This window comes from Hymenobacter arizonensis, assembly GCF_900115775.1.
GTDB lineage: Bacteria > Bacteroidota > Bacteroidia > Cytophagales > Hymenobacteraceae > Hymenobacter > Hymenobacter arizonensis.
Genome location: NZ_FOXS01000004.1, coordinates 1 through 14,132, shown reverse-complemented (window position 1 = coordinate 14,132; position 14,132 = coordinate 1). Strand labels below are relative to the sequence as shown.

Genomic DNA, 14,132 nt, shown 5'->3' with positions numbered 1-14,132 from the left:
TTTTAGGGCCATTCACGTTGTCGATGTCCACTTCCATCACCGCCCTGCAGGCGTTGCTCGCGCAGCCCCAGCAGGTTGTTATCACCACCCACCACAAACCCGACGCTGATGCGTTGGGCTCGTCGCTGGCCTGGGCTGGTTATCTCAAGCAAAAAGGCCACCACGTCACGGTGGTAACCCCTTCCGACTACCCGGCCTTCCTCGATTGGATGGAAGGCAACGACGAAGTGGTGGTGTACGACAAGCGCCAGAACGACCGCCAGGTGCGCGACCTCGTGAACCGCGCCGACGTCATTTGCTGCCTCGACTTTAGCTGCCTGGGCCGCATCAACGAGCTGGGCGAGTACGTGCGCCAGGCCAAGGCCACCAAGGTACTCATCGACCACCACCAGGAGCCCGAAGACTTCGCCGACATCGTGTTTTCGGTGCCCACTGCCGCCGCTACAGCAGAGCTGATTTTCGAAATCATCCGCGACCTCGGCGACCAGGACCTCATCACCAAGGGCATTGGCGAGGCACTCTATGCGGGCATCATGACCGACACGGGCTCGTTTCGCCACCCCAGTACCTCACGCAACGTGCACCTCATCATCGCCGAGTTGCTGAAGGTCAACATCGACCTTTCGTCGGTGCACCGCCTCATCTACGACTCACATTCCGAGATTCGCCTGCGCTTCCTGGGCTTCGTGCTGAAGGATAAGTTGGTGGTGAACCGCGAATACAACACGGCTTACATCGCCATCACGCAGGACGAGCTGCGCCAGTACCAAAGCAAAACCGGCGACACCGAAGGCCTGGTCAACTACGCGCTGAGCATAGAGGGCATCCGCTTTGCGGCCGTGTTTATTGACCGCGGCGTGGCCGTTAAAATTTCCTTCCGCTCGGTGGGCAAGTTCTCCGTGAGTGACTTTTCGCGCCGGCATTTCGATGGCGGGGGGCACCACAATGCCGCCGGTGGCATCAGTTATCTCTCGCTTGATGCAACGGTGGAGCGCTTTCTGAGCATCCTGCCCGAGTACAAGGAGCAGCTCACGGGCGCACCCGCTGCCGTAGCGCCGCCGGTGGTGTAACTTTGAACAGTTTCTGATACTTCACTTCTTTTATTTTCATGCGTTTTTCCTCCCGCTCTGCGCGGCAGCTGGCCCTGGGGGCCAGCCTGCTCGGCGTCGCTTCTCTCACGGCCTGCAACAAAGACGGCGGTGACTTTGCCAAAACCAAATCCGGCATCGAGTACAAGATTTTTAAGAAAGTCGGCAACGACTACGAGCGGCGCGAAATCAACCCCGATGGCGACCCGACTTACAAGGACCGGGTGGGCAAGTTCCTGCTGGGCAACATGCAGTACCGCACCGGCAAAGACTCGGTGTTGCAAAACACCCGCCGCGACGTAGGCCTGCCCGTGCCCCTGCCCCTGCAGGAAATCAAGACGAAAGGCGCCCCCGACGAGGCCCTCTCGCTGCTCCAGCCCGGCGACAGCGGCGTGTTCCGCTTCCAGGTCGACTCGCTCATCAAGCCCAGCTCGGGCCAGCCCGTGCCCCCGTTCTTGAAGCGCGGCGGCAACGTGGTGATGATGTACGTGGCCACCACGCCCAAGCTCATCACGCAGGAAGAAGCGCAGGCCATGCAGCCCGAGCTGCAGAAGCGCGCCATGGCTTCGCAAATGAAGCAGCGCATGGCCTCGCCCGAGTACGCCAAGCAAATGAAAGAGCAGGCTGACGCCCAGGCGAAAGCTATGGCTGCGCCCGAGGTAGTGGCTCAGCTGAAAAAGGACGACGCCATACTGCAGGAGTACGCCAAGAAAAACAGCCTGACTGTGCAGAAGCTGCCTTCCGGTGTTTACTACCAAGTGCTGAAACCCGGCACCGGCCCCAAGCCACAGCCCGGCCAGACCGTGAGCGTGAACTACAACGGCACGCTGCTGAGCGGCAAGCTGTTCGACTCGTCGGACAAAGCCGGCAAGCCCATTGACTTCCCCATTGGCCAAGGCGCTGTGATTCCCGGTTGGGACCAGGGCATTGCCCAGTTGAACAAAGGCAGCAAAGCCATTCTGCTCATCCCCTCGTCGCTGGCCTACGGCACGCGCGGCGCTGGTGCCGACATTCCCGCCGACGCGCCTCTGCGCTTCGAAGTGGAACTGGTTGACATCCAATAGCCTTTACCTTTCTGAATTCCGGCCAACGGGCGGCGCGGCATAGCTGCTCGGGCTCCCGTTGGCCGGAATCCTTTTATCTCCTTTTTTCCATGAAAAATCTTCTGCTCCGCTCGCGCTACTTGGTATTGGCTCTGGGCCTGCTGTTGGCAGCCCCGGCCCTATGGAGCTGCAATACCGAAACGACTTTTCAGAAAACCCTGCGCGAGCACGAGGAAAAGATGAAGCGTATCGATGAGGATACGATTCGCAACTTCTTGACCAAGAACAGGCTCATAAGCAAAGCTCGGCAAACAGAGTCAGGGCTTTACGTAGTTGATAGCGTGGCCGGACAAGGCACGCAGGTCACTGCTGGCAAGCAAGTGACGGTGCGCTACATAGGCCGTTTCCTGAGCAATGGAGCCCAGCCAGGCTCTACCGGCTATCCGGCTTCGTTCGGCAACCAGCAGTTTCCGGCGGGCTCAATTTTTGATAATTCCAGCGAAAACCGGACAGGATGCGGCTGCGCGGTGCTTACTAGCGGAACTAATAGCATGTTTGGAGCCGGCTTTGCTGAAGGCCTCTTGCTTATGCGCAAAGGCGACCGCAAGCTGCTGCTTGTTCCCTCCCGCTTGGCGTTTGGAGCCAATCCCAGTCCCCCGCAAAGCGGAGTCAATGTTCCGCCAGACTCAGCACTTATGTTTGACGTGGAGGTGCTGGACGTTTTTTAAGCCTCTCTATGCGAGTGCAGCCAGCCGTCAGCTTCAGGACTTCACTGCTTAGCCTGTGGCTGGTGCTTCTCTTAGCGGCTTCGGCTGCCAGTGCACAACCTGGCACCAAGCCGGCTGTTCTCTCCACCCCCAGTGCTCCCGCCCACGGCTCCGACTCGGCGCGCCTCATTCCGCAACACACGCAGAATGGGGTGCGCTTTGTGTTTCATGAGCGGGGCGCCGGCAAGTTGGCCCTTGCTGGCACTCGCGTAGCCGTACGCTACGCTGGCTTCCTGCCCGACGGCCACCTCTTCGATGCCACCGCGGCATCGGGCAGTCCGCTTCGGTTTCGGGTAGGCCGGGGCGAGGTTATTCCGGGTTGGGACGAAGTGCTGCCGCTGCTGCCCGCAGGTTCGCGGGTGCGCGTGTGGATACCCGCTGCGCACGCTTACGGCGCTACCGGCGTCCGGGACCCCGACGACGAAAGTCGTTACCTAATCCCACCCAATACAGAACTGGTATTTGAACTAGAAGTAGTGAGCGTGCGCTAATGCACGCGGCTAGCAATTTCATGATGCGATACTCACTTTTTAGCGCTGTTTGCGCGCTGTTTGCCTTCTTGCAGTCGGCTCACGCTCAAACGCCAGCCTCTGGCTTCTCACGCCTGCCCTCGGGCACCGAGTACCGCCTGTTTCGGAAAGATGCTGCAGGCCGTTACCAACCGCGCACGCTGGCCCCTACCGATGCTCCTTACGCCACCCGTGCCGGGCAAGTGCTCACCGTGTTCATGGAGTTCCGCACAGGCCGCGATTCGGTGCTCATGAAATCGCGCCAGATGCAGCCCATTCCGCAGCCGGTCCCGTTGCCAGCCCAGCCGGTGCCAGGAGGCATGGAAGAAGCCCTGGGCCTCTTGCTGCCCGGCGACAGCGCTGCCTTTCGTTTCCCCGCCGACTCGCTATTTGCCAAGACCTTTCGTCAGCCCGTGCCCCCTTTCATTCGCAAAAGCGGCAATACGATGGTAGTGCTGGCCAGCGCCCAAGAGCTGTTTCCCATGTCGGAGATGCCCGCTCGGGCGGAAAAAATGAAAGCTCAATTGGCGGAGCAGGCACAACGCCAGGCCGTCGCCCAAACCGCTAAGGACGCGGCTCAGATTGAAGCTTACCTGAAAAAGAACAAGCTGGTGGCTAAAAAAACCGCTGGCGGCACCTATTACATTATTACCCGCCCCGGCAAAGGGGCGCTCCCCCAGAAGGGGCAAACCGTACGGGTGCTATACCGCGGCACTGTGCTGGCCACTGGCAAAGAGTTTGACTCTTCGGCCAAGCACGGCAACGAACCCATAGCCTTCGCGCTGGGTGCAGGGCGGGTCATTGCAGGCTGGGACCAGGGTATTGCCATGCTCACGGCCGGTAGCAAGGCTGTGCTGCTTATCCCTTCGCCCCTGGCCTATGGCCCCCGCGGCGCCGGCGCCGACATCCCAGCCAACGCCGTGTTGCGCTTCGAAGTAGAATTGGTGGACTTCAAATAGACTTCGCCCCTACTCGGCCAGCACCTGCGAGAGAATATCCAGCGACCGAATTTCGCCCAATTGCTCGACGTGCAACTGGTAGTAGCGGATAAGCACGGTTAGCAACTCATGCCGCACGCGGCCGTTGGGAATGGTGCTAGTGGCCGGGTCGTGCAGCAGTTCGTCAAAGTAGGTTTCAAACTCGCGCAGCCGCAAGGTGGCCGGGCCGGTAGCGCCCTTACTGGTCGCTGCGTGGCCGGCCATGATAACCTGGTCAGTTAGTTCCGACCCGGTGCTGATGCCGAACCCCAGGTACGTGGCCAGTTCCAGCAGAAATACCAGAGCAAAGTTCTCGCTGCCCTTGGTTTGTTGGTCGAAGGCCAGAATGGAATCGTGTAAGAACTGGAAGAGCGGCTCGTTTTGCTCTTCTTCGCGCACCGCCCGCCCTACTACTTCGGAAAGAAACAGCACCACGCTGCTCTTCTGTACTTCGTAGGGCAGCGTGCTGAAGGGCTCAGAACACCGAAACTCCGACAAGCGGGTGAGGCCACCACTACCCCGGGCCACATAGGCCACCAAATCGAGCAGGGTGAAGGGCTGAAACAAGGCAATGCGCCCGGGAGGCTTGGCTTTGCGCACGCCATTCACCACGTAGCTCTGCACACCCAGACGCTCGGTATAGACGCGGGCAATGATGCTCGTTTCGCGGTATTTTAAGAAGCTGAGAACAATGCCTCGGGTTTTTATCAGCATAAAGTTTGAGAAACTGGCTCCTTCTTGTAACGCCGCGCTGCTCGCCATGCCCACGCTGGCAACCCACAAGCGGCTGAGCCCTCGGGGCTGCTACTTGCTCAGCACGGCCACTTTGCTTACGCAGGTATTTTTGCCATCGGCATCCGACGACATGACGAGGTACACCCCGGAGCGAACCCGCTGACCGTTGGGGTTGGTCATGTTCCAGGTCACGGTGCCGCCGTTGGCCTTGGTGGCGTATACGAGGTGCCCGGCTACATCGGTAATCTTTACCAGGGCGTCATTAGCGAGCCCGCTAATGCCCATAGTACCCGCAAACTCGGGCCGGACGGGGTTAGGCGAAACCTTCGCGCACTGCGGGGCGCCTTCTGTGATGCTGGCTGAGCCACGGTAAGCTACTACCCCGGCATCCGTTGCTACCCATACTTCGCCCGTTTTGTTGTTCACCTTCACATCCACGATGCGGTTGGAGGGCAACGGACTATTGGCCGTCGTGAAGTGAAACAGGGCCTCGTCGGCATCGGGGCTGAAAAGCCACAGGCCATTGTCGGTCCCGAACCACTTGCGGTCGCCGCCGTCCACCGCCAGGGTGCGCACGGCCTCGCTAAACAAGGTCGGGAATGCTTTCCCATCACCTTGGGGCACGAGCGGCAGTACAAACTGAGTAGAGGGGTCGAACGGCCCGTTGGGGTCATTGAATACGGCCACGCCCTTGCTTGTGGCTGCCCACATGTTTCCACGGCGGTCCTTGGCCAGCTCATAGATTTGGTTATCCGGCAAACCGCTGGCCGTTGTGAAGAAGCGGGGTGGCTTGGGGTTGGTAAGGGCCGGGTCGATGACGAAAATACCCAGGGGAGCGTTGGTAGGGTCGGTTTTACGCGCCACCGAAACCCAGGCGTACCCGGCATCGTCCAGTGCAATGCGCTCCAGCGTTTCAAGCCCGAACACCCACGGAATGGTACGCCACGTGTTAGCCACCGGGTCCAGGATGAACAAGCCCGACGTATTGGCCGACAGATGCCGATTGACCACCCATACCTTCCCGTCAGCATCAGCGGCCAAATCGGTCACTTCTGCCCGGTTTACATCGCCGAAGGTGCCGATGAAGGGGCTACCCGCTGGCGTTCCTACCCCGAACAGGCGAAAATCACCCGGGCCTTTCCACTCCATTAGGCCGCCCCCGTTGGAGCCCACATACAGGGTGCCATCCGGCGTGCGGGTTCCCCGCGAGGGGCTGAGTGGGTTGGGGTAATCCGTTGCCCGCGGCAATGCATTGGCCGTGAAATTGGTCCACTGCCCATTAGAAAACTCATAGAACCCAGACCGCATTCCCGAAGGTGCGTAGCGCTCCGAATATCCTCCCGTAAACACATTGACCTTGTTGGTGCGAGCGTCAGCTAAAATACTAAAAGCCAACCGGGTTTCGGGGCCATTGGCTACAAACCGTTCGGCGGGCTGGTTGGTGCCGGGCCGTACCCGCTCCAAGCCGTTTTGCAAATTGGCCACGAAAAAGCTGCCATCGCGTGTGCGTACGGCATCCAGAATGCTAGTGCCGCCAGTGGGGGGCACCACGGTCGTTACCGCTCCGCTCAAGTCGATACGGCGCACTCCTGAATTGTCGTCGATGACAAACACCCCTATGCTGCTGGTGCGCAACCGCCGAAACTGCGTAGCAGAAGTGTTAGGGATGGCTTGCCAGGAGCCCAGGGCGGTAGGGCTGCTGGCAGGCAAAAATTTATACACTGCCATTCCCGTTCCCTCAACTCCCGCATACACCTGCCCCGCGTATGCGGTAAGAGTTCCATAAACGGGCCGGGCAGTAGGGGCGCCCACTGGCACGGGCCGGTAGATAGTCCAGCTGCGAAAATCCAAGAGATTGCTGCTCAACGAGCCCCGCATGAGGCCCACCGAGGTAGCGGCAAACAAGGCACCGTTGGCTACGGCAGCATCATACACGGCTACCGTCGTGCCTCCGGGCCCAATATTGCTATACGTATCGGTGACTTCAATCTTCACCAAGTCAATTACAACCAGGCCAAAGCTTGTCGATAAATAGGCTTTCCCGCCGCCCACAGATAGGTTATTGACTTCTTTGGCCCCCTGAATCGTCTTGCGCAGCACGTCGTTGAGGTTGCGCACGCGGCCATTGGCCTGCAGAATATCGATGTTAGTGTTTCGATAAGCCAATATCGTTTGTCGCGTCACCGAATCGTAAGCCAACGCCGCAACTCCCACATCATTCAACCCATCGCGGCGCGAAAGCACTTGGGTGGTATTGAGTTTCTTATCCAGAAAGTAAAAGGCATCTTCGGTCGCTACGTACACGCGGTCGTCAGCATCAGCCACGCGCAAAGGGCGGTTGGTGGGTAAGTGTAGCTGCCAGTCGCCGTAGCCCGCAGTGCTTTGTGCCCAAGCTGTTTCTGCACAACACAACAGGCCAATCAACCCCAACAAACAACGGAAAAGGTGCAACATACGCTCAGCAAAAAACACGAGTAAAGTAGAAGCAGCAAGGCTGTCTTTGCCAACGCTTGGCCCAGCGCTTTAGTGCGTTGCGGTTGAGCGCACCTCTGGGGCGGGGGCTTTGGCTTGCATGCCGGCCAAAAAGCACGGCCGGCAGCGAGCTTCGTAAGAATCTGTCTCGCCGAGCAGCACCTGGCTTTCGCTTGCGGCAATCCGATAAGAATAAGACGCTATTTCGCCGCAGCACACGCACACGGCGTGCACTTTGGTCACATATTCGGCCGTGGCCAGCAGAGCAGGCATGGGTCCAAACGGACGGCCGAGGTAGTCCATGTCCAACCCGGCCACGATAACGCGGGTGCCGTTATTGGCCAATTGCAGGCAGACGTCGACCAGCGAATCATCAAAAAACTGGCCTTCGTCGATGCCCACCACATCGGACCCAGCGGCAAGCAGCAGAATTTCCGACGGAATGGCCACCGGCGTCGACCGGATGCGGGCGGCATTGTGGCTTACCACGTCCTCCACATCGTAGCGGGTATCCACAGCGGGCTTGAAAATTTCGACCTGCTGCCGGGCAATACGGGCGCGGGTGAGGCGGCGAATCAGTTCTTCGGTTTTGCCCGAAAACATAGAGCCGCACACTACTTCTATCCAGCCCCGGCGAGGGGCGTTGTGACGATTACCAACGCGGGGTTCAATAAACAAAATACAGGCGGGCTTGGGAGGTTTGGAAACCTAAAGTTAGGAACGAACCGCACAGCACGTGGCCTCTTTCCCGCCCAATAAAAAGGGTTGGTCACGCAAACGCTCTGACCGCCTGTCGTTGGGCTGGCCGCACTAGCGGGTCAACAATTTTGGTTATCCAGCCTCAAGCGTTAGCCGTACTGCACGTGTGGCAGCTTTGTGGCTTCGGGCACGCGGCCGCTTACTGATCCCTCTAGCAGGCGTGCCTGGCACGTCAGCCGCTCGTTGGCAAGCAGCCGGCCGGCCGCCCGATACCGGAGTTCGGCGTCGGTAGGCGGACTTAGCTTTTCCAAGCCGCTGCTCACTTGCAAACGGCAGGTGGTACACCGCCCCTTGGCACCGCAGGCATGCATCCAATCGTATCCGGCAGCCTGTATTGCAGCCAGTAAAGTAGTCCCGGCGGGCACCTCCACGGATGCTCCCGGTAAGTTTTCAATCGTCAACAGGGCCATTTATGCCTAACTTCGGCCACCGAAACCCGGCCTTTTTATGAACGACAAATATAGCCTCGCCAAGTGCGCGCAATACGGTCGCCGCTTGGCCACTCGCCTCTGCGACCAGCACTTCGACTCCGAGCCCACCGCCACCCTTGATGGCCCTGCAGTACTCAAATTCACGCCCATACGCCAAGTTAACCTGCTGGTAGTGCGCCAGCTATTGGGCCAATGGCAGGCCGAAACGGCCCGCTTGCGCAGCCCTTATTTTGAGTTTGAAGCCCCTGCTGTCCAGGCTGCCCTTACGCAGTTCATGAACATCCTGTCGCGCCACATTAGCTTGAGCCGCGCTTCTTTCGAGCCCTTATTGGCGCAAGCCATTGGCGACTCGCTTGGGATGGTGGCCGACCCCGTTGGCAGCTTTCAGCGCTTGCTGCTAGGCACTGGTGACTTTTCATCCCTGACCAGCCTCCGCGACAACCTGCGTTACATCGACGTCTACAAAACCTTTTACCAAGGCTTCGTAGACAGCCTGACCAGCACTGGTGACCTCAGCAACGATTTTCTGACCCAGCGCTTCGAGCTCTACCACGCAACCAACTACAAGGCTCATCAGCCCATGCAGCGCCTCGTAGAGGAGTTCAGCACGCTGCTTCCCCTCACCACCGCCGACTTGCTGGAAGATGGCCCGGTGTCTGCCACTACCGCTCCTGTTCTCACGCCGCCCCAGGCCGAGCCCGAGCCAGCTCCCACGCCCACACCAGTTGCCAAACCTGCTCCGACAGAGCCCATCGTCGTAGCCGTGCCCACGTTCGTAGCAGCTCCGACGCCTGCTCCAGCGCCTCTTCAAGTTCCTGCTACGCCCGTGGCCGCTCCGGTTGCCCCTATAGCTTCCAGCGCTTCTCTTACCAGTGCCGACGCCAGCAGCGCGCGCCTTCACGAGAAGCTCAAAGCGGGTCACCCTTCCGCGCCGCCTTTGGCTGAAACCCTGCGTGCCACCGCCGCACCTGCCGAACGCGCAGGCCCTAAAGTTGAAACCCTGCGCGAAGCCATCTCCATCAACCAGCGCTTCAGCTTCATCAACGAGTTGTTTTCCGGCGAGAACATGGAATACCATGCGGCTATTCAGCACCTCGATTCGCTGCCTACTCCAGACCAGGCCCGTACCTACATCACCGACGACCTGTCGCAACGCTACGACTGGAGCCGCAAAGAGGAGCACGTCAACAAGCTCCTGAAGCTCATCGACCGCAAGTTTGCCTAGCCCCGCGCCGACTTCGAAGCTGCCTTACATAGGACCTCGGCTGCGCCGCTGGCTACTGCCGTGGCTCTTGGCAATAGCCGCAGTGGCTAACCTTGCCTACCCGATGTACGTGCACTTCGATTTCTCGCATTCGCTCGATACGCGAAGCTACCTGCGCATGGCTACCGGGCGTTTCGATAGCGTACGTGTCACGCACCGCTACCGGGTTCTGGTTCCGGCCGCTGCCGCCGCCGTAGCGGCCCCACTCGCCAAAGTTTATGCCGCGGTGTGGCCACAACGTCCAGCGGGATTGTGGCCCCTGCGCTTTGGCTTTTATCTGGTCAATTGCTTGCTCGTGGCCGCCGCCGCCGCGTGTTGGTTCAACGGTGCCCGCCACGTCGGGGCTACTGCCGAGGGGGCAGCCCTAGCCATCCTGGCCCTACTCACCAGTCGATGGGCTGTGTATGCGGCAGGGCTTCCCCTCACCGATAGCCTTTATCTGCTGGTATTCAGCCTTGCCTACTATAGCGTCCGCCGCGGCCCAACCGGCAACTGGGCACTGGTAGCAGCGCTAATACTGGGCCCTTTAGCCAAAGAGTCCTTCTTTCTCCTTTTACCGTGGCTGCTCTGGTTTGGTCGCAAGTCCTTGAGCTGGCCCAAGCAAGCCGTGGCGTTGAGTATGGGCTTGATTGCACTAGCCGCCGTGCATTACTTCGTCAATAAACATAGTGGAAGTTCTGCTAGTCAGTCCGTCACAAATGCACTGGAACACTTCGATAACATTATCTATTCACTCTCACGAGCAGCTTCCCTTAAAGGAATAGGTGAGTTGCTAAGCATATTTGGTTTTTTTACCCTAGCCGTACCCATAAGCTTATGGCCGGACAATCAACAGGAAAATTCATTATCCAGCTACGCCTCTTTGGGTATTAGAGAAGTGCTTTTGTTGATTGTCGTAGCCTTGCATATGCTTCTTTCCGGCGACTTAGGCCGCATGGGCTACTTGGCCGCGCCCATTTTCAGTGCTGCACTAGCCTTGACCTTCACCCATTGGCGCCGTTTCCTTCGGGTGCAACGGAATCGATAAGGGTTCTTGTGCCCGGCCTAGCCCTACTAAGGACAAGCCCAAAAGCAATGGCCAAATCGGAACCAAAAAGCGCGCCGCCCCCAGAGGCCCCGTTAAGCATGCAACATAAAGTATAATTGCTAACGCCAACCACCGCCCACGGCGCAATGTTGGCCCAAAATTACCAAGGCGTATAAAGCCCCGCACTGCCAGCACTAGGCGGATGCTATTTGCCACTAATATCAGGCCCAGCAAAGCCATCATACTTACTGGCAGTCGCTGCATCGCCCGAAATATCCCACCTGCCCGGGCTTGTGTTAAGAACCCACCCTCAACCGGTGCCTCCAAGCCAAGAAACTGGCTTATATCAAATCGCCCAGGGTCCAGGAATAGCGCAACCATTCCCTGCAAGTGCTGCCCTGCATATACTACGGGGTGCTCCCATATTACTGCTTTCGCTCGGCTCTGAATAAAATGTTGACGTGACGCAAAGTCTGGTTTCGCATTCGCTTCCGACAGCACCGCCGCGACCCATTTTTCCTCTGCTGCAGGTCCGTCAACCTGCCTCACCACCCCAGCTGCGTTGTAATGCAACAGATTTATATCCGCTATACTGGAAAAGTGGAAGTAGCCCGTACGCTCATTATTCCATTCCATATAGAGCCCCATTACAACCACCGGCACCAGCCCGATGAGCGCCAGTTGCGGTTTCCTTCTCTGCCACGCCAGCACAGCGCCTGCTCCTCCAAAGATTATTGCTGAAGGATAAAAAACAGGTTTCAGTAGCATTGCTACCACCACAGCGATGGCTACCGCAATAAAGTAGACGCCTTTTCTGGTTTCGATAAAAGCCAGTCCTGCTGCTACCATCGTTAAGACTACCGTTTGCAGCACAACCTCGCTCATCACCGCGTTCGCGTAAATAAGTTGAGTCGGGAAGCTTAGTACCCCAATTATGGGTAGTAACCAATTTCCATTGCTGGCCTGAGCTCTTGCAGCCCACCACTTAAATAAGATGGCAATACTCAGTAAGCTCAGTACATTCTGTATCGCTAAGAGCAAAAATGGCCGCGCCGTCCCGTTACCTAGCGCCAACACTACCAGCGGATACCCTAATGGGCGAATGGTGTACTCCTGTACGGATTGCCCATTTGAAACATTCCCAAACCAAGGCCGAGCATACAACTCACCATGTAATCGCAGGTTCTCTGCTGCCTGGAAGTACCTATCCGTGTCTGGAAAAGACCAGCTTTCATGACTAAGCGACCAAGCGAATGCCACTGCATGGGCTACTATCAGTAATACCCAAACCCAAGCCGGTACTCGCCCATTCTTCATTAGCGCACTAGGTCTTGCTTGCGGTATGCGTCAAGTGCTAGCAAACTAAAAAGCAGTATAGTAAAGGACCACAACGAAGACCCACCATAACTAAAAAAAGGAAGCGGAATGCCAACCACCGGCGCAAGCCCAATGGTCATACCCATATTAACTGTCATGTGGAAGAACAGTACGCTGGCAACGCAGTACCCATAAGTCCGACCAAAAACCGATTTCTGCCGCTCCGCAACATGAATAATGCGCCAGAGGAGAACTAGATACAGTAGAATAACAACGAAGCTGCCCGCCCAACCAAACTCTTCACCTACTGTACAAAAAATAAAGTCAGTGCTTTGCTCAGGCACGAAATCAAACTTAGTCTGAGTGCCCTGCAAGAAACCCTTGCCTAATAAGCCACCCGAGCCAATAGCTATTTTGCTTTGCGTTACATTCCATCCCTTGCCTAGTGGGTCCGCTGACGGATTGATTAGAATCTCTATCCTTTGACGCTGGTGTGGTTGAAGCAGATTATTGTAAAAAAAGTCAACCCCTACCACCATTCCGGCCACTGCCACCCACACGCCAACTGCCAATGGCAAATGATGGCGCAGAATACGCCGACTGAGTCCCAATACGGCGAGCAATATGAGCGTAAAAGCTGCTATTAACCAGAGCTTGGGCACTAGTAATGCCAAGACCAGTATGACCGCCGCCGCCGCCAACAGCAGCAAAATAAGCGGAGACATCCCTTCCCGAAAGTAAGCCAGCAACAATGCGCCAAACACCAGCGCTTGGCCCGATTCATTAGAAGCAACAATTAACAAAGGAGGCAACAATGTAATGCCAGCCAAAACCAACTGGTCTCGCCAATTCTGATATCTCAGATTGATACTGGCCATGAACCGAGAAGCCGCCAGAGCAGTAGTAAATTTTGCAAATTCAGCTGGTTGCAACCTCACCGGTCCAAGCTCCAACCACGAGCGCGACCCTGCAATCGGTCGGGCTACAAACATGGTAATCAACAAAAGCACAATCATGCCTCCATACATGGCATAAGCTAGCGTGTCGTAAGCCTTATAGTCCACTACCAGCAGCACAACCACAAGCACTACAGCAGTAGCAATCCAAAGCAGTTGCTTGAACCAGTTAAAAGCCATAAGCTTATCAAAGCTCAGGCTACTTAGTGGATTAGCAGGTGCTTCAGGCGAATAACTAGATGCATAAATGCATACCCATCCAATGCTAACTAGGACCACATACAGGAGCACAGTTAACCAATCAATACTCCGACTATAACGTGCTGGCGATACTTGCACAGATAATTAAATACTGGTAGGAAAGCAAATTTACTCACATTGCACTAGCCTCCGACAGCTTACTTTTAGACCAAACAGTCAATATGCTACCCAAGAGCAATTGCAAGTATGAGCATAGGCTAAAACGCAGCGCGCCCCCCGCGGGCCGGTGACGGCGGGCGGGGGGCGCGGGGGTTGTAAAAAAAGGTTGGCGGCGACCGACTCTCCCACCGGTGAAGGCAGTACCATAGGCGCACCGGGGCTTAACGGCTCTGTTCGGAATGGGAAGAGGTGAACACCCGGGCTAAAGCCACCATTGCTGGCGGGGGGTGCGTGTGTTCTGGTTCTTCCTCGCGGAAGACGCACCCCTCAATAACGTTGACATAAGGGGACAAAAACGAAGCGCTGGTTGCGCGTTTGACGAAATCTATACACCGTAGTGTAGCTGCGAAGCCCTCGGCCACTTAGT

13 protein-coding genes and 1 rRNA gene are annotated in these 14,132 nt (G+C 57.3%); 7 read left to right on the top strand and 7 right to left on the bottom strand.

All coding sequences use genetic code 11. From position 1 onward, the window contains the following. The first annotated feature begins 23 nt into the window (after window positions 1–23). The 5 genes from BMZ66_RS14500 (at window position 24) to BMZ66_RS14480 (ending at window position 4,366) form a co-directional block, all read left to right on the top strand. Window positions 24–1,070 carry a DHH family phosphoesterase gene (locus tag BMZ66_RS14500; RefSeq protein WP_092674939.1) on the top strand — a complete coding sequence of 349 codons (1,047 nt, stop codon included), beginning with the start codon at window positions 24–26 and terminating at the stop codon, window positions 1,068–1,070. 38 nt (window positions 1,071–1,108) lie between these two features. Beyond that, window positions 1,109–2,152 (top strand): FKBP-type peptidyl-prolyl cis-trans isomerase, encoded by a 1,044-nt coding sequence (locus BMZ66_RS14495; protein WP_092674935.1) that lies wholly within the window; start codon window positions 1,109–1,111, stop codon window positions 2,150–2,152. An 89-nt stretch (window positions 2,153–2,241) separates the two neighbouring features. After that, the gene (locus BMZ66_RS14490) at window positions 2,242–2,859 is read left to right on the top strand and encodes an FKBP-type peptidyl-prolyl cis-trans isomerase (protein ID WP_092674931.1); all 618 of its coding nucleotides are present in this window, start codon (window positions 2,242–2,244) and stop codon (window positions 2,857–2,859) included. Between the two features lie 62 nt (window positions 2,860–2,921). Next, complete coding sequence (locus BMZ66_RS14485) at window positions 2,922–3,389, top strand: FKBP-type peptidyl-prolyl cis-trans isomerase (protein WP_177204735.1); 468 nt, start codon at window positions 2,922–2,924, stop codon at window positions 3,387–3,389. 20 nt (window positions 3,390–3,409) lie between these two features. After that, window positions 3,410–4,366, top strand: a complete 957-nt coding sequence (locus tag BMZ66_RS14480) for an FKBP-type peptidyl-prolyl cis-trans isomerase (RefSeq protein WP_234795105.1) — start codon at window positions 3,410–3,412, stop codon at window positions 4,364–4,366. A gap of 9 nt (window positions 4,367–4,375) precedes the next feature. Here BMZ66_RS14480 and recO read toward each other — a convergent pair whose 3' ends face one another. The 4 genes from recO to BMZ66_RS14460 form a co-directional block, all read right to left on the bottom strand. Continuing rightward, the gene (gene recO / locus BMZ66_RS14475) at window positions 4,376–5,098 is read right to left on the bottom strand and encodes a DNA repair protein RecO (RefSeq protein ID WP_092674925.1); all 723 of its coding nucleotides are present in this window, start codon (window positions 5,096–5,098) and stop codon (window positions 4,376–4,378) included. A gap of 90 nt (window positions 5,099–5,188) precedes the next feature. Then, on the bottom strand, window positions 5,189–7,573 hold the full coding sequence (gene porZ, locus BMZ66_RS14470) for a type IX secretion system anionic LPS delivery protein PorZ (RefSeq protein WP_143080221.1): 2,385 nt from the start codon (window positions 7,571–7,573) through the stop codon (window positions 5,189–5,191). A gap of 69 nt (window positions 7,574–7,642) precedes the next feature. Continuing rightward, entirely contained in the window at window positions 7,643–8,269 is a 627-nt protein-coding gene (locus BMZ66_RS14465) for a thymidine kinase (RefSeq protein ID WP_092674919.1), read from the bottom strand. 170 nt (window positions 8,270–8,439) lie between these two features. Further along, complete coding sequence (locus tag BMZ66_RS14460) at window positions 8,440–8,760, bottom strand: 2Fe-2S iron-sulfur cluster-binding protein (protein WP_092674916.1); 321 nt, start codon at window positions 8,758–8,760, stop codon at window positions 8,440–8,442. A gap of 37 nt (window positions 8,761–8,797) precedes the next feature. On the opposite strand from BMZ66_RS14460, the gene BMZ66_RS14455 reads away from it, so the two are divergent. Together BMZ66_RS14455 and BMZ66_RS25150 are read left to right on the top strand one after the other, a co-directional pair. Then, window positions 8,798–10,006 (top strand): DUF8457 domain-containing protein, encoded by a 1,209-nt coding sequence (locus tag BMZ66_RS14455; RefSeq protein ID WP_092674911.1) that lies wholly within the window; start codon window positions 8,798–8,800, stop codon window positions 10,004–10,006. Between the two features lie 103 nt (window positions 10,007–10,109). Further along, window positions 10,110–11,072, top strand: coding sequence for a hypothetical protein (locus BMZ66_RS25150; protein WP_143080220.1), 963 nt, complete (start codon window positions 10,110–10,112; stop codon window positions 11,070–11,072). Here BMZ66_RS25150 and BMZ66_RS14445 read toward each other — a convergent pair. From BMZ66_RS14445 to rrf, 3 genes are all read right to left on the bottom strand, one after another. Continuing rightward, window positions 11,016–12,389, bottom strand: coding sequence for a hypothetical protein (locus BMZ66_RS14445; RefSeq protein ID WP_143080219.1), 1,374 nt, complete (start codon window positions 12,387–12,389; stop codon window positions 11,016–11,018). The two genes, BMZ66_RS25150 and BMZ66_RS14445, sit on opposite strands and share 57 nt — an antisense overlap. Continuing rightward, window positions 12,389–13,636: a rod shape-determining protein RodA gene (rodA, locus tag BMZ66_RS14440; RefSeq protein WP_369407599.1), complete on the bottom strand. Its 1,248-nt coding sequence runs from the start codon at window positions 13,634–13,636 to the stop codon at window positions 12,389–12,391. Before rodA ends, BMZ66_RS14445 begins: the two co-directional genes overlap by 1 nt. A gap of 233 nt (window positions 13,637–13,869) precedes the next feature. Then, window positions 13,870–13,981, bottom strand: a 5S ribosomal RNA gene (rrf, locus tag BMZ66_RS14435). Between the last annotated feature and the right edge of the window lie 151 nt (window positions 13,982–14,132).